The following is a 23,439-nucleotide window of genomic DNA, read 5'->3' as shown; positions in this document are numbered from 1 at the left end:
GCTGTGAACCACAGCATATTCTGGCAGGCAGAATTCCTTGGTGATCCCTCCGCTTTCGTTATCCGGCCGCGGCGGGATTGGCGGCGATGTCGACCTCCAACTGCCGGCGGGTTTCCAGCATGACCGGCACCAGACCGGCGTCAAACACGGCACGGAACCTTGTCACCGGCGTGGCCACGCTGATCGCCCCCACCACCTCGCCCTTTCCGTTGTGCAGGGCCATGCCCAGTGCGCTAATGCCCTCCTCCGTTCCCTCGAAATTGGCCGCGAAGCCGTTCCCTCGGACCGTTTCCAGCTCCCGCACGAACGTCGGGTACTCGGCGTCGGAAATGCTGTCGCCGCCGATCTCCGCATTCTGGCTCCGGAACAGCTGCTCGATCAGTGCCGGCTCCAGCTCGGCGAGCATCGCCTTGCCGCCCGAGGCCCGGTTGGCCGGCAGCACGGTTCCCTGCCTGTCGCCCACGCGGAGGGCGCTGGTGCCTTCCACCGTTTCCAGGAACCTGACCTTGGTGCCCACCCGGATCATGAGGTTCACGGTCTCGTTGAGGCGGGAGCTCAGCAGTTCCATATGTGGGCGTGCCACGTTCCGCAGTAGCCGGGTCCAGGTGACGCCCGCCGGGCCGGCCCCCATCGCCGGACCGGGAACGTAACGCCGGGTCTCGTCCTGCACCGCGAAGCCCCGGTACACCAGCATGGCCAGCAGGCGGTGCGCCGTGGACGGTGCCACGCCCAGCTCGGTGGCTGCGTCCTTGAGCCGCAGGCTTCCCCCGTCGCGCAGCAGCTGCAGGAGCTGCAGCGCGTTGTCCACCGCCTCGATCGAATACGTGGGCTTCTTCCGCACAGGCAAGTTCTGCATAACAGAATTCTATTGGGGGGAGATGGCTTCGGCCATGAGAGTTGGTGGCATGAATCACACACCTTCCGCTGCGGCGCCGGAGCGGCCCGCGCCCGGAGCAGCCCTTCCATCGGCGGCCCCCAGGTTTTCCAAACAGTCCGCCCTAGCCGTGCTCGTCTGCTGGCTTCTGGTGGTCTTCGACGGCTACGACCTCATCGTCTACGGAACCGTCCAGTCTGCACTCATCAACGACACTGGCTGGGGGCTGACGAAGGCCACCGCCGGAACGGTCGGGTCTATGGCCTTCGCCGGCATGATGCTCGGCGCCGTCTGCGCTGGCCGGATGGCCGACACCTGGGGCCGCCGCCGAACCATCCTAGGCTGCGCGGTGCTGTTTTCCGTCTTCACCATCCTCTGCGCCTTGGCTCCGAATGCATACGTTTTCGGTTCCCTGCGGCTACTGGCCGGAATCGGCCTCGGCGGGCTGGTGCCCTCGGCCAACGCACTCGTGGCGGAACTCGTGCCCGCGAAGTGGCGGTCCACCATAGCTACCCTGATGATGTCCGGCGTCCCGATCGGCGGTTCGCTGGCAGCGCTTGCCGGCATCCCGCTGATCCCGGCCTTCGGCTGGCAGGTCATGTTCGTGGTCGCAGTCGTGGCCCTCGCGGTGGTCATCCCGCTGGGCCTGCGCCACTTGCCCGAGACCTTGCCGCCGGCCGGAAGCACCCGGAAGCCGGCCGGAGCCACAACCCCGGAAAACGGGCCCGCAGGTTTCGGATCCCTGCTCCGGGCGCACTACCTGGGCGTGAGCGTGCTCTACGCCGTGGCTACCCTCATGACCCTTTTTGCCTGGTACGGGCTGGGCACGTGGCTGCCCAACCTGATGCAGCTGGCGGGCTACAACCTCGGTTCGGCGCTCACGTTCGCGCTGGCCCTGAACCTTGGCGCCGTCGTCGGCTCCGTGGCCACAGCCTGGGCCGGGACCCGCTTCGGACCCGTCCCGACGGCGGTTGCGGCGGCCGCCGTAGCCGCCGTCGCCCTCCTGGTGCTCGTGGCCGGGCCGCCGGTCACCGTGGTGTACCTGATGCTGGTCCTGGCCGGCGTGGGAACGCACGGAACGCAGTGCCTGGTCATCGCCGCCGTCGCCGGCCACTACCCCGCCCACCTGCGCGGGACAGCCCTCGGCTGGGCCCTCGGCGTGGGCAGGATCGGCGCGGTGGCCGCTCCGCAGGCCGGCGGCCTGCTGCTGGCAGCCGGCCTGGGCGTCAACTCAAACTTCCTGGCATTCGCCGGGGCCGCCGCCGCAGCAGCACTCCTGCTGGTGGCCATCGCCGCAAAAACCATCCGCACAACGTCAACCCCTGTAGGAGCCAACAATGTCTGAACCGAAACCGTCCACCGACGTCCTGGTGATCGGAGGCGGAATGGCCGGCCTCGCCGGTGCCCTCGCCCTCCGCGAGAACGGAGCCGACGTCACCCTGCTGGAGCGGGCGCCGGAGTTCGGCGAGGTGGGGGCGGGCCTGCAGATGGCGCCCAACGCTTCCCGGGTCCTCCAGCGCTGGGGCCTGCTGGAGAAGGCGCTGGAAATCGGTGTCCGGCCCAAGCACCTCGTATTCCGGGACGCTGTGACGGGCGAGGAACTCACCCGGCAGTCCCTGGGCAGCGGCTTCGAGGAACGTTACGGCGCCCCCTACGTGGTCATCCACCGCAGCGACCTGCACCGCATCCTCCTTGAGGCCTGCAGGGACGCCGGCGTCCGTTTGGTGAACGACGTTCTGGTCGAGACCGTCCAGACCGTGGACGGCCGCGCCACGGCACAGGCGGCGGACGGGGCCACCTATTCGGCCGACGTTGTCCTCGGGGCCGACGGACTCAAGTCCACACTCCGCCGCGAGGTGGCGCAGGACGGCCCGGTGTCGTCGTCTTACGTCGCTTACCGCGGAACAGTCCCCATCACGGCGGACACACCCCGGGGCGACCTCGAGGACGTGATTGTCTACCTCGGCCCGGACTGCCATCTTGTCCAGTACCCGCTCCGGAAGGGCGAGCTGCTCAACACCGTGGCCGTCTTCAAATCCGCCTCCTTCGAACGCGGCGAGGAACAGTACGGGGGAGTGGACGAGCTCGAGGCCGCCTACCGGGACTGCGTGCCCGCGGTCCGCGAAGCATTGAAAAACCTCGCCACCGGCATCCGCTGGCCCATGTACGACCGCGACCCCATTGAAAACTGGGTGGCCGGCAGGATGGTCCTGATGGGCGACGCCGCGCACCCCATGCTCCAGTACCTCGCGCAGGGCGCCTGCCAGGCACTCGAGGACGCCGCGGTGCTGCAGGAGGCCAGCCTGGGGACCGTCTTCACGGAGGACGGTGCCGACGCCGGTGCCTGGGACGCCGCCATCAGGGACTTCAACGCGGCACGCGCCGCACGCACGGCCCGGGTTCAGCGCACCGCACGCGTCTGGGGCGAGTCCTGGCACGTGTCGGGGCTGGCCCGCACCCTGCGCAACCTGCTCTTCAAGAGCCGTAAGGACGGCGACTACCAGTACAACGACTGGCTGTACGGCCAGGACGGCGACGGCGTGCCCTCCGCTGCGGTTCCGGCGCCGGCGGTGCGGGCGAAAATTCCGGCGTAACGAACCCGGCGCTGCGGCGGAGCCTGGCCCCTTTTGGGAGCCTTGCCCCTTTTTGGGAGCCTTGCCCTTTTGGAAGCCTTGCCCGGCCCCGCGGGCGTTCCGTAGCGTTGGATCCAGCGCCGGTCACGGTGTTGGAGGAATGCCATGTTAAACGCCGAACGGAATGAAGATGAAGACAGCGCGCTGAATGCAAACACCGCGCTGAATCAACACTCAGGGAACAGGGTCACCCTGTACCTGGACGTCGACGGCGTCGTCTGCCCGTTCGGCCCCACGGGCACCTCGCCCTGGGGCTCGGCCTGGCGTTACGCGTACGCCGGAATGCTGGAAGTGGCCTACGCGGCGGAGCTCGTGGAGGCCCTGAACCGGCTGTCATCGCGGCCCGGGCTCCGCTGTGTATGGCTTACCAGCTGGGAGGAACTGGCGCCCGCGGTGCTCTGCCCGGTCACCGGGCTGGAGGGCGGCTCATGGCCGGTACTGACCGCCGACGGCGCGGGGAGCGGCGCGGAGTGGTGGAAGCTGGAAGCCATCCAGGCCGATGTGGGCAGGAGCACGCCGGAGCGCATCATCTGGGTGGATGACCAGCTCGCCTTCGAGGGCCGTGCCCAGGCGTGGGCACGGATCCTTGGCCGCGGCGCTTTGCTGGTCTCGCCGGAACCCCGGACCGGCCTGTCGCCGGGCGAGCTGGAAACCATCCGCGCCTTCGCCCGGCGCCCGGACAGGCAGGTCTGACAGCCCCTGCGCGCTGCAGGTTTGACCTCGTCTGCTGGGCGCGTACCATCGATAAGGTTTCAAGCCCGCGCTGCAGCTCCGCTACCCCAACCCACAGACGTTTTCTTAAACATGGGTGAACTATGCTGTGCAGTGCAGGCAGGGGAAATGGAACTGCTGTACGTAGACTCTGCAGATTGGGCAACAGGTGGACATCACCTTCATGGTGGCGCTGGTCATTGCACTGGCATTATTTTTCGATTTCACGAACGGGTTCCATGACACCGCGAACGCGATGGCCACGCCCATTGCCACCGGTGCCATCAAGCCGAAGACTGCGGTTGCCCTCGCGGCCACCCTCAACCTCGTCGGGGCGTTCCTGTCCACTGAAGTCGCAAAAACGGTCTCGGGCGGCATCATCCGCGAGGGGTCAGGCGGGGTCCAGATCACTCCGGACATTATTTTCGCCGGCCTGATGGGCGCCATCCTGTGGAACATGATCACGTGGCTCAAGGGACTGCCCTCCAGTTCATCCCATGCGCTATTCGGGGGCCTCATCGGTGCCGCGATCGTTGGCATCGGCTTCCACTCCGTCAACCTTGAGACGCTGCTCCAGAAGGTCATTCTGCCCGCCGTCTTTGCCCCGGTCATCGCCGGGCTCGTCGCGTACGTCTGCACCCGCATCGCCTACGCGCTCACGTCCCGGCACGATCCGGAGACGGGCAGCAAGCTGACCCAGAAGCGTGGCGGCTTCCGGACCGGCCAAATCTTCACCTCAAGCCTGGTGGCGCTGGCCCACGGCACCAATGATGCCCAGAAGACCATGGGCATCATCACCCTGGTCCTCATCTCTGCAGGAACGCAGGCCCCCGGCTCGGGCCCGCAGCTGTGGGTGATCACCGCGTGCGCACTGGCCATCGCCGTCGGAACGTACGCCGGCGGCTGGCGGATCATCAGGACCATGGGGGCCGGCCTCACCGAGGTGAAGCCCGCCCAGGGCTTCGCTGCCGAGTCGAGCACCGCCTCCGCCATTCTGGCCTCCTCGCACCTGGGCTTTGCCCTGTCCACCACCCAGGTGGCCTCCGGATCGGTGATCGGCTCCGGCATGGGCCGCCGGGGCACCACGGTGCGCTGGGGCATGGTGGGGCGCATCGCCCTCGGTTGGCTCTTCACGCTGCCTGCCGCGGGCATCGTCGGTGCCCTGACCGCGCTGCTGGTCAAGACGGGGGTTGCCGGTGTGGTGATTGCGGCCGTGGCCGGCATCGGCGCCGTGGTGTACATGTTCCTGGTGTCCCGTAAATCCCAGGTGGGGCATCACAATGCCGTCGAGGTCGAAGAGGCCGGGCAGGCAGTCCGCTTTGCGAAGAAGAAGGCCCTCGCCAGGGCACGTGCCGCCGAGCGCGCCAAGAACAACAACCCGAAGGGCCCGCAGCGATGAAGTGGCTGGAACTCCTCACCGTAGCCGGCGCCACACTGATTGCCGCCGTGACCATCGTGGTCCTCTATTCCCTCGGCGTCCGGCTAACCGCCATCGCCGGTGACCGCCAGGTCATCGCGCCGGCCTGGGTCAAGTACCTCTCCTACGCCTGCTTCGGGCTCTGCGGCATCGCCGTGCTGTTCGGCCTCTACCTGATCATTCCGTACTTCAGCAGCTAGCCTGCCGCCTCTGGGAAGAGGCAACGTGAGTGGCTAGGCTGGGCCCATGCCCAGCGTCCAGTATTACGTAGCCTCCTCCCTCGACGGCTTCATCGCCACCGCAGACGACGATCTTGCGTGGCTCCTGCAGTTCGACGGCTTCGAAGGCGGCAAGGAAAGTTACGAGACCTTCATGGCCGGCGTCGGCTGCCTCGCCATGGGCGGGAGCACCTACCAGTGGCTGATGGAGCATGAACCCGCCAACTGGCCCTACACCGGCACGCCCTGCTGGATCTTCACCCACCACGAGTTCAGCGCCCCGCCGGGGGCCGACGTCACGTTCGTCCGCGGCGAGGTAACCGAATTCATTGACGACCTCCGGCGCGACGCCGCAGGCAAGAACATCTGGGTGGTGGGCGGCGGCGAACTCGCCGCCCAGTTCGCCGGCGCCGGCCTTCTGGACGAGCTGATCGTCTCGGTCATCCCCGTGGTGCTCGGCGGCGGGAAGCGGCTGCTTCCGCTCGTGGAAGGCCCGACGGCGCCGCTTCAGTTGCAGGAAACGCGCACACAGGGGCGGGGGATCGTGGAGCTCCGCTACCGGTGGCCCGACCGCTAGTTTTATTGCCCCGCTGGTTTGATTTAGCCCTGCCGCTACCGGATGAGGTTGGTGATGCGCGCCGTGGACAGCCGGCGGCCCTGCTCGTCGGTCATCACGATCTCGTGAGTGGTCAGCGTGCGGCCCAGATGGATGGCCGTGCACGTTCCGGTCACCGTGCCTGCAAAAACGGCGCGGTGGTGCGTGGCGCCGACCTCGATGCCCAGCGCCTGGCGGCCGGGGCCAGCATGCATTCCGGCGGCAAATGATCCGAGGGTTTCGGCCAGCACCACATGCGCGCCGCCATGCAGGATTCCGGCCACCTGGGTGTTCCCCTCCACCGGCATCGTGGCCACGCACCGCTCCGGGCTCATCTCCAGGAACCGGATCCCCATCTTGACCACCAGGGCGCCGATGCCGTACTCGGCAAGCCAGTCATGGAGGTGCTCGGGAACGCCGACGGCAAACAGCTCCTCCCTGAAGTCAGCTTCCGTGGCGGCCTGCACTGGTGCTTCAACCGCGGAAGGCGGTTCCGCCGTCGTTCCGGCCTGTGTGGGGCTGGCCTCACTGGCAGGGCCGGGCGTGAAATTGTCCATCATGGCAACTAGGCTGGCACCTGTGAGTGAAACAACCAAACCGGCCCCAATTCCGTCCACAACCCAGACCCTTGAGGACATCGCCGTGTCCTCGCCTGATGCCCCGTCGGTGTCGGCCACCGAGGCCCCCGTCGTCCCCCTGACGGAGCAGCCGCGGCTTCTGGTGCTGGACGGGCACTCCATGGCCTTCCGGGCGTTCTTCGCCCTCCCGGCCGACAAGTTCTCCACCGCCCGGGGCCAGCACACCAATGCGATCCACGGCTTCACCTCCATGCTCATCAACCTGATCAAGGAGCAGAAGCCCACCCACGTCGCAGTGGCTTTCGACGTTTCGGATGACACCACTCACCGCAAAGCCGAGTACAGCGAGTACAAGGGCGGCCGCAATGAGACGCCACGGGAAATGAGCGGCCAGATCGACCTCATCGACCAGGTCATGGGCGCCTGGGGCATCAAGACCATCAAGATGCCCGGCTACGAGGCGGACGACATCCTGGCCACGCTCGCAGCCATGGGTGAAAACGCCGGCTATGAAGTGCTGCTCGTCTCCGGCGACCGAGACGCCTTCCAGCTCATCACCGACAACGTGTTCGTCCTGTACCCGAAGAAGGGCGTCAGCGACATCCCGCGCATGGACGCCGCCGCGGTCGAGGAAAAGTACTTCGTCAGCCCCTCCCGGTACTCGGACCTCGCCGCCCTCGTGGGCGAGACCGCGGACAACCTGCCGGGCGTCCCCGGCGTCGGGCCCAAGACGGCAGCGAAGTGGATCAACCTCTACGGCGGCCTCGAAGGCGTGCTGGAACACGTCGATGCCATCGGCGGGAAGGTGGGGGAGTCGCTGCGCGCCAACGTGGACGCCGTCAAGCGGAACCGTAAGCTGAACCAGCTCCACACCGACCTCGACCTTCCGGTGACGCTGGACGAACTCGCCGATCCCCGGCCCGACCAGCAGGCGCTCGAGGAGCTCTTCGACGAACTCGAATTCAAGACCATCCGCACCCGGCTCTTCGACCTCTACGCCAGCGAGGCTCCGGCGCCCGAGCGCGAAGCCCTGGAGACCAGGGACTTCACCACGATCACCGACGCGGACGTCCTCCGGGCCTTCCTCGAGGCAGGGACCGGGCAGCGCTCTGCCCTGGCCGTGGACGTGCTGCCCGGCCGCATCGGCGAGGACGCGGACGCCGTCGCCATTGTCCGGGAGGATGCCGCAGCCTACGTGGACCTCACCGCGCTGGACGCCGACGCCGAGAACGTGCTGGCCCAGTGGCTCCGCGACGGAGAATCCCGGAAGGTGATGCACGGCTACAAGGCGGCGCTGAAGGCGCTGGCCAACCGCGGGTTCGGCCTGGAGGGCGTCGTGGATGACACCTCCATCTCCGGCTACCTCATCCAGCCCGACCGCCGCACCTACGAACTGGCCGAACTGGCCCAGTTCCACCTGAACATCCACATCACGCCCGAGGCCGCCAAAGCCGGCCAGCTGGAGCTGGCGTTCGACGACGACGCCGCCGCGTCCGGCGCGCTCGTCCAGGTAGCTGCCGTCATCCATAAGCTGAGCCGGTACTTCGAATCGGAACTGAAGGACCGCAAGGCCGAGGACCTGCTGGCCACGCTGGAACTGCCGGTGAGCCGTGTGCTGGCGGACATGGAGAAGACCGGCATCGCCGTCTCCATGGAGCTGATGGATGAGCAATTGGCGGATCTGGCGAGGGTGATCGACGACGCGCAGGAACGGGCGTTCGCCGCGATCGGGCACGAGGTGAACCTCGGTTCGCCGAAGCAGCTGCAGACGGTCCTCTTTGAGGAGCTGCAACTGCCCAAGACCAAGAAGATCAAGTCCGGCTACACCACGGACGCCGCCTCCCTGAAAAACCTGCTGGAGAAGACCGGGCATGAATTCCTGGTCCAGCTCATGGCGCACCGTGAATCGGCGAAGCTGCGGCAGATGGTGGAGACGCTCAAGAAGTCAGTGGCCGAGGACGGGCGCATCCACACCACCTACGCCCAGAACGTGGCCGCGACCGGGCGCATCTCGTCCAACAACCCCAACCTGCAGAACATCCCGATCCGCAGCGAGGAGGGCCGCCGGGTGCGCGGCATCTTCGTGGTCAGCGACGGCTATGAGTGCCTGCTGTCCGCCGACTACTCGCAGATCGAAATGCGCATCATGGCGCACCTGTCCGGGGACGCCGGGCTGATCGAGGCCTACCGCGAGGGCGAGGACCTGCACCGCTTCGTCGGCTCGTCCATCTTCCATGTGCCGCCGGCCGAGGTGACCAGCGCCATGCGCTCCAAGGTCAAGGCCATGTCCTACGGCCTGGCCTACGGGCTGACGTCCTTCGGGCTGTCCAAGCAGCTGGAGATCTCGGTGGACGAGGCCAGGAACCTCATGAAGGACTACTTCGACCGGTTCGGTGCGGTGCGCGACTACCTCCGCGGCGTGGTGGACCAGGCCAGGGTGGACGGCTACACCGCCACGATCGAGGGCCGCCGCCGCTACCTGCCGGACCTCACCAGCACGGACCGGCAGATGAGGGAGAACGCCGAACGCATCGCGCTGAACTCGCCCATCCAGGGCTCCGCCGCGGACATCATCAAGCGCGCCATGCTGGGCGTGCACTCGGAACTGGCCGCACAGGGCCTCAAGTCACGCATGCTGCTGCAGGTCCACGACGAACTGGTGCTTGAAGTGGCCCAGGGCGAACGGGAGGCTGTCGAAAAGCTCGTCACGGAGCAGATGGCCGCCGCTGCGGAGCTCAGCGTTCCGCTGGAAGTCCAGATCGGCGTCGGCACCAGCTGGTACGACGCAGGCCACTAGCCCAGGCTCGACCGGGCCGCCACATGCACGTCCGCGTGCCGGTGGCGGGCCGGCGGGACCTTGGCTAGGCTCGGGGTTGTGTCGAATCTGAGCGTGGACTATGAAATCCGCCGGTTCCAAGCGGCGGCCAAGGACGATCCTGCGTATGCGGAATCAGTTGCGTGGATGCGGGCGGTGGCCTTCGGGTTCCACGATGCCCGGCGCAGCGACGAGCGCGTGGACAGGAGCATCGAGCTGCAGCGCGCTGACGGGCGCGTCATGACCGGTGTTTACCAGGCAGGAACGGTAGCCGGCCACTCGCTCGGCGCCGACGTGCCCGTTGCCACCTTCGGGACCATGAACAAGACCCTGAACATCGGCTTTGGCCGGTTGCTGGACACCAGGCTGGTGACCGCCGTGACGGTCCGCACCTCGCACCGGCGCCGCGGCCTGTTGCGCCGCATGATGGGGGAGGACCTGCGCCGCGCACGGGAGGAAGGCCTGGCGATGGCAGCCCTCACGGCGTCCGAGGCCTCGATCTACGGCCGGTTCGGGTTCGGTGTGGCCACGTCCGAGCAGTCTGTGAAAGTGGACACCACGGCGCGTTTCCGGCTCAACCACACGCCGGTGGGCAGCGTCGAGGTGGCCGAACCCAAAGTGCTGCTGGACCTGGCTCCGGAGGTCTTCGACCGCCTGCACCGCATCACGCCCGGATCCGTCGGCCGGCACGAGTTCTACCGGCAGTTCGCCTCGGGATCCGTCAGCCGCGACGGGGACGAAGACCCCAAGGTCAAGGTGGCGCTCCACTACGGGCCCGGCGGCGACGTGGACGGCTACGTCTCCTACAGGTTCGCCGGCTGGTCCAGCACCCCGTACACCATGGAGGTCGTGGACCTGGTCGCGGCGACCGGAGCGGCGTACCTGGAGCTGTGGCAGTACCTGGCCGCCATTGACCTGGTGGACCGGGTCAGCTGGGAGGAAGCGCCGGTGGACGATCCGCTGCGCTGGGCTCTCGAAGACGCGCGCTGCGTGGAGGCTTCGGAAGCCCGGGACATGCTCTGGCTGCGGATCCTCGACGTGAAGCAGGCCCTGGAAGCCCGCCACTACCCGGCCGACGGGCGGCTGGTGCTGAAAGTCGCCGACTCCCTTGGCCTGACCGGCGGCACCTTCACCCTGGACGCTGACGGCGGCTGCGCCGTAGTCAGCGGCGCGCCGGACCTCAGTGCACCCGATATCAGTGCGCCCGACCTCGAACTGGACGTGGCGGCACTGTCCGCCATTTACCTTGGCGGGGTCAGCCCCGTGACCCTGGCAGCGTCGGGACGCATCCTGGAGCACGCCCCGGGGGCGGCATTCCGCGCCGCCCGCATGTTCGCCGTCGAACGTCCGCCTCACTGCCTGACACATTTCTAGCGCTTTGACCCCGGTTGGCGCTTGCCACTAGAATAAACGGGCGTGTACTACGTGCACGTTTTTTATTCAATCCACAAAATCAGGATGACCAGGCACTTCCCTGCGGAGTGCCCGCACCTGCGCCTGCGTTCCATAACTCAGGCGCGGCGGTTTGCCTGACCGACTAACTATCCACAACGGAGCCCCTACTACATGACCATCACCTCCACCGAGAAGCCCGGTACCCCCGTAGTCGCGATCAACGACATCGGTACCGCTGAGGACTTCCTCGCAGCTGTCGACGCGACCATCAAGTACTTCAACGACGGAGACCTCGTCGAAGGTACCGTCGTCAAGGTCGACCGCGACGAAGTTCTGCTCGACATCGGTTACAAGACCGAAGGTGTCATTCCCTCCCGCGAGCTTTCCATCAAGCACGACGTTGACCCCGGAGACGTCGTCTCCGTTGGCGATCAGGTCGAAGCCCTGGTGCTCACCAAGGAAGACAAAGAAGGCCGCCTGATCCTCTCCAAGAAGCGTGCTCAGTACGAGCGTGCCTGGGGCGACATCGAGAAGGTCAAGGAAGAAGACGGTGTTGTCACCGGTACCGTCATCGAGGTTGTCAAGGGTGGTCTTATCCTCGACATCGGCCTGCGCGGCTTCCTGCCCGCATCCCTCGTCGAGATGCGCCGTGTGCGCGACCTGGCTCCGTACATCGGTCAGCAGATCGAAGCCAAGATCATCGAGCTGGACAAGAACCGCAACAACGTTGTGCTCTCCCGCCGTGCATGGCTCGAGCAGACCCAGTCCGAGGTCCGCTCCACCTTCCTCAACAAGCTGGAAAAGGGCCAGGTCCGTCCCGGCGTCGTTTCCTCCATCGTCAACTTCGGTGCCTTCGTGGACCTGGGTGGCGTAGACGGCCTGGTTCACGTTTCCGAGCTGTCCTGGAAGCACATCGACCACCCGTCCGAGGTTGTCGAGGTTGGCCAGGAAGTCACCGTCGAGGTCCTCGAAGTGGATCTGGACCGCGAGCGTGTCTCCCTGTCGCTCAAGGCTACGCAGGAAGATCCGTGGCAGACCTTCGCCCGCACCCACGCCCTCGGCCAGGTTGTTCCGGGTAAGGTCACCAAGCTCGTTCCGTTCGGTGCATTCGTCCGCGTCGAAGACGGCATCGAAGGCCTCGTTCACATCTCCGAGCTGGCTGTCCGCCACGTTGAGCTGGCTGAGCAGGTTGTCTCCGTTGGCGACGAACTGTTCGTCAAGGTCATCGACATCGACCTCGAGCGCCGCCGCATCTCCCTCTCCCTCAAGCAGGCGAACGAGGGCGTTGACGCCGACAGCACCGAGTTCGATCCGGCTCTGTACGGCATGGCCGCAGAGTACGACGAAGAGGGCAACTACAAGTACCCGGAGGGCTTCGACCCGGAGTCCAACGAGTGGCTTGAAGGCTACGAGAACCAGCGCGCCGCCTGGGAGCAGCAGTACGCTGACGCCCAGACCCGCTGGGAAGCACACAAGAAGCAGGTTACCCAGCACGCTGCCGACGACGCCGCTGCTGCGACGTCCGGTGAGAGCGACTCCGGCACCACCAGCTACTCCTCCGAGCCGGCTGCCACCGATTCCGGTGCAGGCACGCTTGCTTCGGACGAGGCTCTTGCCGCTCTGCGCGAGAAGCTCACCGGCAACTAATTGCCCGGTGCTGGCTGAGAGTCAGTAATGCTGGCTGAACGTCGGTAAAAAGGTGGCCGTCCCCGGAAGGGGGCGGCCACCTTTTTGGTGCCGGCGGATAGTTGTGCCGGTGCCTAAGCCGGCGGTGTCAGGCGGTCTGCCCGGCATGCTCGCCTTCGGCGATCTCTTCCAGCACCTTGTCGTTGAAGGCGGGGAGGTCGTCCGGCTTCCTGCTGGTCACGAAGCCCTGGTCCACCACGACTTCCTGGTCGCTCCAGTTGGCGCCCGCGTTCCGCAAGTCCGTGGCCAACGTATGGTACGAAGTGAGGTTCCGGCCCTTGACGACGCCGGCATCAATGAGCAGCCACGGGCCATGGCAGATGGCCGCCACAGGCTTGTGCTGTTCGAAGAAGCTCCGGGCGAAGGCCTGGGCGTCCTTGTCCACCCTGAGGTGGTCGGCGTTCACGACGCCGCCGGGAATTACCAGGGCGTCGAAATCCGCGGCGTTGGCGTCCTTCAGGGCCAGGTCGACGTCGAAGGTGTCGCCCTTTTCGACGCCCTCAAATCCCTGGAGCTTGCCGCTTTTAGGGGCCACCAGGACAGGCTCGCCGCCGGCGTTCTTGACGGCGTCGCACGGGCTGGTCAGTTCAACCTGCTCCACGCCGTCCGTCAGCAGAAACGCGACCCTCTTGCCGGTGATGTTGTGCTCTGACATGAGTCCTCCAATTCCGGTGATGCCTTACAGGTCCACCCTAGGAAAGCGCAAACTCATAAGCAAGCTGATGATTCCTTCAGCCTGCCGTCAGCGCGGGACGTCGATCCACTCTGTGCCCTCGGGCTGGAGGGCCGCGCCCCCGGCGGTCATGGCGGCGAGGCGGTCGGCAGCCGCCGCCAGCTCAGCGGGTGCATCCGGCAGGGCCAGGCGCAGCACCGTGGACTGGGCTTCATAGCCCGTCTCCGCCATCGCGTAGCCTGCGCTGCGAAGGTCGTTCTCGAGGCGCCCCGCCGCGGCGTGCGGCACCCGCACAGCACAGATCCGCAGCCGCCGGCGCTGCACCATCGCAGCGAGCTCCAGCGCCGTCGACACCGACTCGGAGTAGGCGCGCACCAGCCCGCCGGCCCCCAGCAGGATTCCGCCGAAGTAACGCACGACGACGGCGCTCACGTCGCTGAGGTCCGTGACCCCGGGCGCTGTTTCCCGCCGGACAAGGGCCTCCAGCATGGGGATCCCGGCTGTGCCGGAGGGTTCGCCGTCGTCGCTGGAGCGCTGGACGTCCCGGTCGGGCCCCAGCACGAAGGCGGAGCAGTGGTGCCGGGCGTCGTGGAACTCGCGGCGGAGTTCGGACACGAGGGCGCGGGCGTCCGCTTCAGTTTCCGCCCGGCGCAGGACGGTGATGAACCGGGAACGCTTGATCTCGATCTCGTGGCGGAAACCGTTCCCGGCAGCCAGCGTGGTGTACTCGGACTGCCTGCTTTGCGTCGTCCCTGCCTCTGTCTGTGTTGTCGCTTTGTGTGCTGGAACTGCCTCTTCTGCCACCGGATCAGTCTAGTCTTGGGGAGTGCTGAAGATTGGGTTGACGGGCGGCATCGCCTCGGGGAAGTCGCTGGTGGCAAAACGCCTGGAGGAACGGGGGGCAGTGCTGGTCGACGCCGACGCCATCGCCCGCGAAGTCGTGGAGCCAGGCACTCCGGGCCTCACCGCCGTCGTGGACGCGTTCGGCCCTGGCATCCTCGACGGCGAGGGGCGGCTCGACCGGCCACGCCTCGGGGCCATTGTGTTCCAGGACCCGGAACGGCGCGCGCAGCTCAATGGCATCGTCCATCCGCTGGTACGCGCACGCGCCGCGGCAGTGATTTCCGCCGCGCCGGAGGGGGCGGTGGTGGTCCAGGACATCCCGCTCCTGGTGGAAACCGGGCAGCAGAAGAACTTCCATCTTGTGCTGGTGGTGGATGCCTCCGAGGACACCCGGCTGCGGCGCATGGTCGAGAACCGCGGCATGACTGAAGCTGACGCCCGCTCAAGGATGGCAGCGCAGGCGTCCCGGCGCGAGCGGCTCGCCGCTGCGGACGTGGTCCTGACCAACGCCGGGACGCCCGAGGAGTTGCTGGCCACGGTAGACGGACTGTGGGCTGGGCGGCTCGTGCCCTTCGCCCGGAACATCAGCCAGGCCACGGTGGCAGCCCGGAACGGCGCGCCCGTCCTGGCGAACCCCGACCCTGACTGGCCGCGCCAGGCCGCCGGCCTGGCGGAGCGGCTGAAGGCCGCCGCGCCGGAGGACGTCCTGGCGGTGGACCACATCGGGTCGACGGCGGTTCCCGGCCTCGAGGCGAAGGACGTCATCGACCTGCAGCTCGCGGTCACTGATCTGGCGACGGCGGACCGGATCGCGCCGCTGCTGGCGGCCGCAGGGTTCCCGCTCTGGCCGGGCATCCTGATGGACAGCCCTCACGGGCGCCCCGACCCGTCGGCCTGGTCCAAGCGCCTGCACGGGAATGCCGATCCCGGCCGTCCCGCGAATATCCATGTCAGGGTGGCTGGTTCGCCGGGCTGGCGGTTTGCCCTCTGCTTCCGGGACTGGCTGGGCGCTGACCCGGGCGCGCGGGGGGAGTATGCCGCCGAGAAACGGCGCGTGGCCGCCCTGCATGCATCCGACGCCTCCACCGCAGGCTACGCCGAGGACAAGGAAACCTGGTTCAGCGAGGTAGCGGCTCCCGGCATGGAACGGTGGGCCAAAAGCAGCGGCTGGCAGCCGCCGTCGTACGTTTCCACCACCGCCAGCACCTCCGCCAACGCCAGCCACGGCTGAACCCCATACAGCCCAAAGCGGAATCAGGAATTCCTGTCAGTGGCCGGCTGTAGATTAGATACATGAGTCTTGCGCAGGAGATCAACCGCGTCGTTGCGCCCTTCGAGGTCATCAGCGAGTTCAAGCCGGCAGGTGACCAGCCGGCGGCCATCGCCGAACTCACCGAACGCATTAAGAACGGCGAAAAGGACGTGGTGCTGCTGGGCGCCACCGGCACCGGCAAGAGTGCCACCACCGCGTGGCTGATCGAGCAGGTCCAGCGGCCCACCCTCGTGATGGTGCAGAACAAAACCCTCGCTGCGCAGCTGGCCAACGAATTCCGCGAACTACTGCCCAACAACGCGGTGGAGTACTTCGTCTCCTATTACGACTACTACCAGCCCGAGGCTTACGTGGCGCAGACGGATACCTTCATTGAGAAGGACTCATCCGTCAACGAGGAAGTGGAACGCCTCAGGCACTCCGCCACCAACGCACTGCTGACCCGCCGTGACGTCATTGTGGTGGCCACAGTTTCCTGCATCTACGGCCTGGGTACGCCGGAGGAGTACATCGCCGGCATGGTGACCCTCCGCAAGGGTGCGGAGATGAACCGCGACGATCTGCTCCGGAAATTCGTCTCCATGCAGTACACCCGCAATGACATGGACTTTCACCGCGGCACGTTCCGCGTCCGCGGCGATACCGTGGAAATCATCCCGATGTACGAGGAGCTCGCGATCCGGATCGAATTCTTCGGCGACGAGATCGAGAACATCCAGACGCTGCATCCCCTGACGGGTGAAGTGCTCCGGGACGAGACCGAAATGTACGTCTTCCCGGCCTCGCACTACGTAGCCGGTCCGGAACGCATGAGCCGGGCGATCAAGAGAATCGAAGATGAACTGGCGGAGCGGCTCGCGGTGCTCGAGATCCAGAACAAGCTGGTGGAGTCCCAGCGGCTGCGGATGCGCACCACGTACGACCTCGAAATGATGCAGCAGATGGGGTTTTGCAACGGCATCGAGAACTACTCCTCGCACATTGACGGCCGCGCCCGCGGGACCGCGCCGCACTGCCTCATCGACTACTTCCCGGACGACTTCCTGCTGGTGATTGATGAATCCCACGTCACGGTGCCGCAGATCGGCGCCATGTACGAGGGCGACATGTCGCGCAAGAGGAACCTGGTTGACCACGGTTTCAGGCTGCCCTCGGCGATGGACAACCGGCCCCTCAAATGGGACGAGTTCCAGGACCGCGTAGGTCAGGCGGTCTACCTCTCCGCCACCCCGGGCAAGTACGAGCTCGGCAAGGCGGACGGCTTTGTCCAGCAGATCATCCGTCCCACCGGCCTGGTCGACCCCGAGGTCGTCGTCAAGCCCACCAAGGGCCAGATCGACGACCTCCTGGATGAGATCCGGACCCGCACCGAGAAGAACGAGCGCGTCTTGGTCACCACCCTCACCAAGCGGATGGCCGAGGACCTCACCGACTACCTCCTGGGGCACGGCGTCAAAGTGGAGTACCTGCACTCGGACGTGGACACCCTCCGCCGGGTGGAACTGCTCCGCGAATTGCGGATGGGCGTATTCGACGTCCTGGTGGGCATCAACCTGCTCCGGGAAGGCCTTGACCTGCCGGAAGTCTCCCTGGTGAGCATCCTCGATGCGGACAAGGAAGGCTTCCTGCGATCATCCACGTCCCTGATCCAGACCATCGGACGTGCCGCGCGCAACGTCTCGGGCCAGGTCCACATGTACGCGGACCGGATTACTGACTCCATGGCCCATGCCATCGATGAAACCAACCGGCGCCGGGCCATCCAGGTCGCCTACAACACCGAAAACGGAGTTGATCCGCAGCCGCTGCGGAAGAAAATCGCCGACATCACCGACCAGATTGCCAAGGAGGACGCAGACACCCAGGAACTGCTGAACAACAACCGCCTGGCCAAGGGCGCCAAACGGGGCAAGTCGGCCGCCAAGGGCGCGGCCACGGTCCGCGCGGACGGCCTGGCCGCGGCGCCGGCCGAGGACCTGGTTGGCCTGATCGAACAGCTGACGGAGCAGATGCACGGTGCCGCCGCCGAGCTGCAGTTCGAGCTGGCTGCCCGGCTCCGCGACGAAGTGGGCGAGCTGAAAAAGGAACTCCGCCAGATGCACGCAGCCGGGCACGCCTAGCGTCACCTGGCGCGCGCGGCCGCGGCTCTAGGGTAAAGTTGGGGACACGTAGGGGAGTATCCCAAGCGCTACGAACGTCAGCACGCAAGGCACAGATGCCTTGCCGGGCGTAGCGGGCAGCCACATCAGCACCAAGTGCACAGGTTCGCCGGAGAGACTTACACCGGTTTTCTGTACCCTGCGAAAGGCACTTTTGTGGAACTTCCCGTCTGGTTTGAGGTCGGCTCATTCGTCGTCCTCGGCATCATCCTCCTCATGGACCTGCTTCTGGTAGTGCGCCGTCCGCACGAGCCCTCTATGAAAGAAGCCGGCCTCTGGGTGGCCTATTATGTGGCACTGGCCCTCGTGTTTGCCGGTGCCATGTTCCTGTTCACGGGACCCGAGTACGGCAGCCAGTTTGTGGCAGGCTGGGTGACTGAGTACAGCCTCAGCATCGACAACCTGTTTGTTTTCATCATCATCATGGCCCGCTTCTCGGTGCCGCGTAAGTACCAGCAGGAAGTGCTGATGGTGGGCATCATCATCGCGCTGATCCTGCGCGGCATCTTCATCATGCTCGGCGCCATCGTGATCGAGCAGTTCAGCTGGGTCTTCTACATCTTCGGCGCCTTCCTCCTCTGGACCGCCTGGAAGCAGGCGCAGGACGAGGGTGAAGACGAAGAGGACAAGGAGAACGTCCTCATCGGCAAGCTCCGCAAGGTCATCCCCATGTCCGAGAAGTTCGACGGCGGCAAGCTGCGCACGGTGGTGGACGGCAGGAAGGTCTTCACCCCTATGGTCATCGTCTTCGTCACCATCGGCATGACCGACCTGCTGTTCGCCGTCGACTCCATCCCGGCCATCTTCGGCCTGACGCAGAGCGCCTTCATTGTGTTCACGGCGAACATCTTCGCGCTGATGGGCCTGCGGCAGCTGTACTTCCTGCTCGGCGGCCTGATGAACCGCCTCATCTACCTCAAGCACGCCCTGTCCATCATCCTGGCCTTCATCGGTGTGAAGCTGGTCCTGCACGCCATGCACGTCAACGAACTGCCGTTCATCAACGGCGGGCACCACATCGAATGGGCCCCGGAAATCCCGACGTACGTCTCGCTCGCGGTCATCATCGGCACCATCATCATCGCCGTCATCGCCAGCCTGATGAGCTCAGGCGCACAGAAGGCAAAGCTGGACGCCCGCCTCGAGGAGGACGCCCGGAAGAGCCTGAGCGACGTCGACTAGGCTACCGCTCGCGCCCCAGCCTAAAAGCAACCCCGGCCACCTGGTGGCCGGGGTTGCTTTGTCTTCGTGCGGGGTTTGTTCGTTCGTGCCGGGGCGGGGGCTTATGGATTCGTTCGCGCTGGGGGCTTAAGTGACGGTGGTCAGCGGGCGGAGCGCACCATGCCAAGCAGGCGGCCGAAGATGGCCTCGCCGTCGTCGGCGATGCCGTCGTGGTGGAACTCGCCGGTTTCCCACGTCTTCAGCTTGCGGACGGCGGCCGCGGTCTCCAGCGAGAGCCGCTGGTCCACATATATGTCGTCCCGGTAGACGGCGGCGGCCGCCGGAACGATGTTGGCGGCCAGCTGCGCCGCGTCGTACAGCGGCTTCCAGTCCGACTTGGCCGCCAGCAGTTCCGCCACTTCCTTCAGCGGGCGGAGGGCGGGATCCTGGTCGAAGTACCATGGGTAGACCATCTCGCCGGTCAGGAGAACCTCGGCAGCGTCCGGGCTGAACTCGGGGAACTCCTCAAGCACACGCCAGGCGGCCCAGTCCGTAGCCGCGCCCTGGCCGTAGATGGACTCGTGCATCAGTGCGTAGAGGGGGTTGGCCGCGCGCGAGACGAGGGTCCGGACCTGCTCCAGGAACGGGTCCGAGAGCCGCTGCCCGTCAGGAGTCGCCACGAAGGCGTCCTCCAGCAGGTTGTGCAGGCTGTCCACCCTGGTATTCCCGCCGAGGAAGGACCCCACCATCTGAAACCTCTCCACCGTCAGCGGAGAACCGTCCGGGAGGTGTTCCGCCGCGCCGCGGAGGTGGTTGGCAATCCGGTTCACGGCCTCACGGTCCTCGGGGTACCAGCCGAAGTACTCTGCGTTGCGGGCTGCCACCCGTTTGAAGGTCTCCCGGTAGACCCGCTCCGCAGGGCCGGTCAGCGGGCCGAGCCCGCCGGTGATCAGGACCTCGCGCAGCCCCGCGGGCTCGAACGACAGGTACGTGAGGGCGCAGAAACCGCCGTAGCTTTGCCCGTAAACAGTCCACGGCTCCGCGCCGAGGGCCTGCCGGATGAGCTCTGCATCGGCAACGATCGAGTCGGCCCGGAAGTGCTCGAGGTATTTTGCCTGCGCCCGGGCGTCCCCGCGCAGCGGCAGGGTGTTGCGGTCAACGGGGGAGGACAGGCCGGTGCCCCGCTGGTCCAGCATCAGGATGCGGAAGTCCTTCGCGGCGGCCTTGCTCCAGCCGCCCAGCGACGCGAAGCGGTTGCCCCGCCCGCCGGGTCCGCCTTGCAGGTACAGGAGCCACGGCAGGTCGGCGGCGTCTGCGTCGCGGTGCTCGTCGGAGACGTACTCGCGCGCGAAGACTGTAATGGTCTCCGCGGTGTCCGCGTCCGCGCCGGCAAAATGGTCCAGCGGCACCGTGAAGTAGTGCTCCGCCGTGCGCATGCCGCGGAACTTGTGCCGGGCGCGGACGGTATGGACGGGGACCGCATGCACTGTGGCGTCCAGCGCTGCCTCAGCCATGGACACCGGCCTCGCTGCGGCTGCCAAACTCGGCCAGTGCCGTTCCTGTCAACCGGAACGTGGACCATTCCTCCATCGGGAACGCCCCCAGCTTCCGGTAGAAGTTGATGGACGGTTCGTTCCAGTCCAGTACGCTCCACTCGACGCGTGCGTAGCCGCGTTCGACGGCGGTCGCCGCCAGATGCTGCAAAAGCGCCTTCCCGTGGCCCTCGCCGCGGGCTTCCGGGGTGACGTAGAGGTCCTCCAGGTAGATCCCGTGCGCGCCTTCCCACGTTGAGTAATTCAGGAACCAGAGCGCGAAGCCCCGCACCTCCCCGTCCTCGTTCTCGGCCATGTTGGCGAAAACCCGCGGGTTGCGGCCGAAGAGCGCCTCGGTGAGCAGCTCGGGCGTGTTGCGGACGGCGTCCGGTTCCTTTTCGTAGACGGCCAGCTCGTGGATCATCTGCAGGATTGCAGGAACGTCAGCGGGTGTGGCGGGACGGATTACACTCATGAATCCGAGCTTACTGCGTCCGGCCGAGGCAGCATGCCGGCAGCAGGCGACTGGAGATAGGCTGTTGATTCCATTGATCTATCAGGAATGCAGCACCCCTTCCGGAGAGCAGGTGGAGAGGCTGGCAGAGCCAAGCATTGACCGGATCCTTCTGGCGGCCGTGAAGCTGTCCGACGTGGACCTTCGGGATGCCAACACCTTGGACGACGCCGAGCGGCGGCTGGCAGAGTCGTTCGGTTCCGAAATCCGCCGGGACCGGTTCCTGGCAGGACGGATAGCATTGCGCCGCCATGCCGCCGAAGCCGCGGCTGTCAGTGCAGGTGTGCTGCGGGCAGACTTCGTCTGCCGGGAGTGCACCAGGGACGACCATGTGCACGGTATGCCCCGCTACCGGGTGGATTCGTCCGGGGCCACCGTCCTAGCGAGCCTGAGCCGCGCGGGGGACTGGTGCCTGCTGGCCGCCACAGCGGACCAACAGGTGCTGGGGCTCGGCGTGGACCTGGAGGCCACCACGGCCGCAGGCTTCGACGGGTTCGGCGGGGTTGCCCTGTCGGCGCGCGAGCAGGAACACCTTCAGAGCGTGGAGCCAGCGCTCCGGGCCACCGTCCAGACACTCCTGTGGACCCGCAAGGAGGCAGTCCTCAAGGCGCTGGGCCGGGGACTGGCCGCCGTCGACCCCAGCCTGGTGGACGTTGCCGGACCCATTCCTCTGCTGCGGGGCCATGGAAGCGGCCCCGATCGTTGGCTGCTCAGTCCCGTGGATACAGGCTCAGTGGGGCTACCGGACTCCTTCACCGCGTCGCTGGCGGTTGTTCTTAAGCCCGGTTCCTAGCGCCCCGGTTCCCAGAGTGCAGGCCCGTTCCCGGTCTCACTGCGGCTGGGACATCAGCGCGTAGGCCACCGTGGTGTAGCCCAGTGCCCCCGCCATTTCGTTCAGCAGTTGCGCGTTGATGTTCGCCAGGGTGTCACAGCTCTTGTGGTAGCACGGGTCGAAATCGCCGTCCTCAACGCCGCCGAATTCCTCGACCTGGTCCGCCGTCTTTCCTTCAGCGTCCCCGCTGAACAGCCCGCCGGCCGGAATGCCGGCCCTTAGGAAGGTGTCGTAGTCGGAGTCGCCATCAACAAACATCGCCGCTTCAGCCGCCCGTCCATTCTGTGCGAAGTAGTCCATGAACATGTGCTCGACGCCATCCGAGCCGGCAGGGCCGGCATCCCCGAAGGTTGAGCTGTCGCCGTCGTGGACGAACCGGCCGCCGTTGGGCGAGGCCACCATGTCCAGGTTCAGGTTCAGCATCGTCTGGGACAGTTCGCTGCTGCTTAGGGAATCCACGTAGTGCTTGGAACCGAGCAGATCAACCTCTTCAGCCCCCCAGAAAGCAAAACGCACCCTGTTTTTCGGCTTGACCCCGGATTCGGCCATCCAGCGGGCGGTTTCGAGGATGGCGGCCACACCGCTGCCGTCGTCTTTGATCCCGGGACCGGGGCGCACTGAGTCCAGGTGTCCTCCCACCACGATGGTGTGGGCCGGATCGCCGGCGGTGTCCGCCAGGATGTTGAAGGTCTCCACGTCGGTGTCCCGCCTGTCGTCACTGTACGTGAATACCTGCCGGACCGGCTTGTACCCGGCTGCACGCAACTGTTGCTCAACGTAGCTGGCGGAGGCGTCGTAGCCGGAAGTGCCGGAAGCACGGTTTCCTCCCGCGGCGTCTGCGACCCGGCGGTACCGGTGGTAGCCGTTCCGCAGGTGCCGAACGAACGCCCCCAGCAACATAATGGACCACAGTAAATACGGCTCCTGCCGTGGTCCTTCCCGGCCGGCGGTTCGAGCGGAACGCGTCCATATGTGAAAACTACCGCCTCGTCCGCGGGGCCGGAAGGACTTTGACAAGAGTCGAGTATGGGGCCAGAAAAAAGCAGCGTTTGCGAGTAAGTAGGTACTCACAAGGGCTTGGATGCAGGTACTCGAAGTGGTTGCGGTAGGCCATGGAACCTGTCTACTGTCGAACCAGAGGTTTGAAGCCTCAACTGCATCCCGAAGCACTCGCGGTGGGGAAGCCAGGTATTCGCTGCTGGGGGAAATAGCGGCAGCCGCAGTGTTCCGCTCGTGCCGCTTTGCGCGGCTCTTCTTGAAAAGTGAACGTGGTCCGGACGCAGATGTCCGCCTCCCTTCACACACAAGCTGGCAGGAACATGGCAGGAACATCCCCACCCCTGACCAAGCTCATGGCAGGGGAACGAGGAAGAACATGCCGATTATCAAGGATCCGCACCTGTTCAACGAGCAGAGCCTGTTCGTCGACCTGGAAGGGGTGTTGGGCTGCCGCCTCTATCTGAAGATCGAGGGGTTCAATTTCGCCGGTTCAATCAAGCTCAAGCCCGCGCGGGAGATGGTTGAGCGCGC

The 23,439-nt window shown here is 66.1% G+C and carries 20 protein-coding genes; 13 read left to right on the top strand and 7 right to left on the bottom strand.

From position 1 onward, the window contains the following. Positions 1 to 58 precede the first annotated feature (58 nt). Positions 59 to 856 (bottom strand): IclR family transcriptional regulator, encoded by a 798-nt coding sequence (locus AC1DFE_RS17045; protein ID WP_476907057.1) that lies wholly within the window; start codon positions 854 to 856, stop codon positions 59 to 61. A gap of 49 nt (positions 857 to 905) precedes the next feature. On the opposite strand from AC1DFE_RS17045, the gene AC1DFE_RS17040 reads away from it, so the two are divergent. The 6 genes from AC1DFE_RS17040 to AC1DFE_RS17015 all read left to right on the top strand — a co-directional run bounded on the left by AC1DFE_RS17040 (position 906) and on the right by AC1DFE_RS17015 (position 6,430). Further along, positions 906 to 2,219 (top strand): MFS transporter, encoded by a 1,314-nt coding sequence (locus AC1DFE_RS17040; protein ID WP_476907056.1) that lies wholly within the window; start codon positions 906 to 908, stop codon positions 2,217 to 2,219. Then, positions 2,212 to 3,468, top strand: a complete 1,257-nt coding sequence (locus AC1DFE_RS17035; protein WP_476907055.1) for an FAD-dependent oxidoreductase — start codon at positions 2,212 to 2,214, stop codon at positions 3,466 to 3,468. The genes AC1DFE_RS17040 and AC1DFE_RS17035 overlap by 8 nt, the downstream gene beginning before the upstream one ends. A 144-nt stretch (positions 3,469 to 3,612) precedes the next feature. Then, positions 3,613 to 4,200 carry an HAD domain-containing protein gene (locus tag AC1DFE_RS17030; protein ID WP_476907054.1) on the top strand — a complete coding sequence of 196 codons (588 nt, stop codon included), beginning with the start codon at positions 3,613 to 3,615 and terminating at the stop codon, positions 4,198 to 4,200. A 187-nt stretch (positions 4,201 to 4,387) separates the two neighbouring features. Then, positions 4,388 to 5,617, top strand: a complete 1,230-nt coding sequence (locus AC1DFE_RS17025; RefSeq protein WP_476907053.1) for an inorganic phosphate transporter — start codon at positions 4,388 to 4,390, stop codon at positions 5,615 to 5,617. Continuing rightward, positions 5,614 to 5,835 (top strand): hypothetical protein, encoded by a 222-nt coding sequence (locus AC1DFE_RS17020; protein ID WP_476907052.1) that lies wholly within the window; start codon positions 5,614 to 5,616, stop codon positions 5,833 to 5,835. The genes AC1DFE_RS17025 and AC1DFE_RS17020 overlap by 4 nt, the downstream gene beginning before the upstream one ends. A gap of 46 nt (positions 5,836 to 5,881) precedes the next feature. Next, positions 5,882 to 6,430, top strand: coding sequence for a dihydrofolate reductase family protein (locus tag AC1DFE_RS17015; protein WP_476907051.1), 549 nt, complete (start codon positions 5,882 to 5,884; stop codon positions 6,428 to 6,430). A 35-nt stretch (positions 6,431 to 6,465) separates the two neighbouring features. On the opposite strand, the gene AC1DFE_RS17010 is transcribed toward AC1DFE_RS17015, so the two are convergent. Next, positions 6,466 to 7,008 (bottom strand): hotdog fold thioesterase, encoded by a 543-nt coding sequence (locus AC1DFE_RS17010; RefSeq protein WP_476907050.1) that lies wholly within the window; start codon positions 7,006 to 7,008, stop codon positions 6,466 to 6,468. 178 nt (positions 7,009 to 7,186) lie between these two features. Here AC1DFE_RS17010 and polA point away from each other — a divergent pair, with 178 nt between their 5' ends. The 3 genes from polA (at position 7,187) to rpsA (ending at position 12,883) form a co-directional block, all read left to right on the top strand. Then, positions 7,187 to 9,823: a DNA polymerase I gene (polA, locus tag AC1DFE_RS17005; protein WP_476907100.1), complete on the top strand. Its 2,637-nt coding sequence runs from the start codon at positions 7,187 to 7,189 to the stop codon at positions 9,821 to 9,823. 87 nt (positions 9,824 to 9,910) lie between these two features. Beyond that, the gene (locus tag AC1DFE_RS17000; RefSeq protein ID WP_476907099.1) at positions 9,911 to 11,215 is read left to right on the top strand and encodes a GNAT family N-acetyltransferase; all 1,305 of its coding nucleotides are present in this window, start codon (positions 9,911 to 9,913) and stop codon (positions 11,213 to 11,215) included. A 192-nt stretch (positions 11,216 to 11,407) separates the two neighbouring features. Beyond that, positions 11,408 to 12,883, top strand: a complete 1,476-nt coding sequence (gene rpsA, locus AC1DFE_RS16995) for a 30S ribosomal protein S1 (protein ID WP_214851478.1) — start codon at positions 11,408 to 11,410, stop codon at positions 12,881 to 12,883. Positions 12,884 to 13,010: 127 nt separating this feature from the next. Here the strand turns inward: rpsA and AC1DFE_RS16990 are convergent, their stop codons facing one another. Both AC1DFE_RS16990 and AC1DFE_RS16985 read right to left on the bottom strand, forming a co-directional pair. Then, entirely contained in the window at positions 13,011 to 13,577 is a 567-nt protein-coding gene (locus AC1DFE_RS16990) for a type 1 glutamine amidotransferase domain-containing protein (RefSeq protein WP_476907049.1), read from the bottom strand. An 87-nt stretch (positions 13,578 to 13,664) separates the two neighbouring features. After that, complete coding sequence (locus AC1DFE_RS16985; protein ID WP_476907098.1) at positions 13,665 to 14,312, bottom strand: YigZ family protein; 648 nt, start codon at positions 14,310 to 14,312, stop codon at positions 13,665 to 13,667. Positions 14,313 to 14,421: 109 nt separating this feature from the next. Between AC1DFE_RS16985 and coaE the strand changes: the two genes are divergently transcribed. From coaE to AC1DFE_RS16970, 3 genes are all read left to right on the top strand, one after another. Next, entirely contained in the window at positions 14,422 to 15,669 is a 1,248-nt protein-coding gene (gene coaE / locus AC1DFE_RS16980; protein WP_476907048.1) for a dephospho-CoA kinase, read from the top strand. Positions 15,670 to 15,731: 62 nt separating this feature from the next. Beyond that, positions 15,732 to 17,831 carry an excinuclease ABC subunit UvrB gene (gene uvrB, locus AC1DFE_RS16975; protein WP_476907047.1) on the top strand — a complete coding sequence of 700 codons (2,100 nt, stop codon included), beginning with the start codon at positions 15,732 to 15,734 and terminating at the stop codon, positions 17,829 to 17,831. A gap of 195 nt (positions 17,832 to 18,026) precedes the next feature. Next, positions 18,027 to 19,052, top strand: a complete 1,026-nt coding sequence (locus AC1DFE_RS16970; protein WP_476907046.1) for a TerC family protein — start codon at positions 18,027 to 18,029, stop codon at positions 19,050 to 19,052. 140 nt (positions 19,053 to 19,192) lie between these two features. Here the strand turns inward: AC1DFE_RS16970 and AC1DFE_RS16965 are convergent, their stop codons facing one another. Together AC1DFE_RS16965 and AC1DFE_RS16960 are read right to left on the bottom strand one after the other, a co-directional pair. Beyond that, positions 19,193 to 20,545, bottom strand: a complete 1,353-nt coding sequence (locus tag AC1DFE_RS16965; protein ID WP_476907045.1) for an alpha/beta fold hydrolase — start codon at positions 20,543 to 20,545, stop codon at positions 19,193 to 19,195. After that, a complete protein-coding gene (locus AC1DFE_RS16960; protein ID WP_476907044.1) occupies positions 20,538 to 21,038 on the bottom strand; it encodes an N-acetyltransferase family protein in 501 nt (166 codons plus the stop codon). The genes AC1DFE_RS16965 and AC1DFE_RS16960 overlap by 8 nt, the downstream gene beginning before the upstream one ends. 73 nt (positions 21,039 to 21,111) lie before the next feature. On the opposite strand from AC1DFE_RS16960, the gene AC1DFE_RS16955 reads away from it, so the two are divergent. Beyond that, positions 21,112 to 21,870 carry a 4'-phosphopantetheinyl transferase family protein gene (locus tag AC1DFE_RS16955; RefSeq protein WP_476907043.1) on the top strand — a complete coding sequence of 253 codons (759 nt, stop codon included), beginning with the start codon at positions 21,112 to 21,114 and terminating at the stop codon, positions 21,868 to 21,870. Positions 21,871 to 21,906: 36 nt separating this feature from the next. Here AC1DFE_RS16955 and AC1DFE_RS16950 read toward each other — a convergent pair whose 3' ends face one another. Further along, positions 21,907 to 22,809 (bottom strand): M20/M25/M40 family metallo-hydrolase, encoded by a 903-nt coding sequence (locus AC1DFE_RS16950; RefSeq protein ID WP_476907042.1) that lies wholly within the window; start codon positions 22,807 to 22,809, stop codon positions 21,907 to 21,909. Between the last annotated feature and the right edge of the window lie 630 nt (positions 22,810 to 23,439).

The sequence above is a fragment of the Arthrobacter sp. 05T423 genome (assembly GCF_056396245.1).
This window is presented reverse-complemented; position numbering and strand designations above follow the sequence as displayed.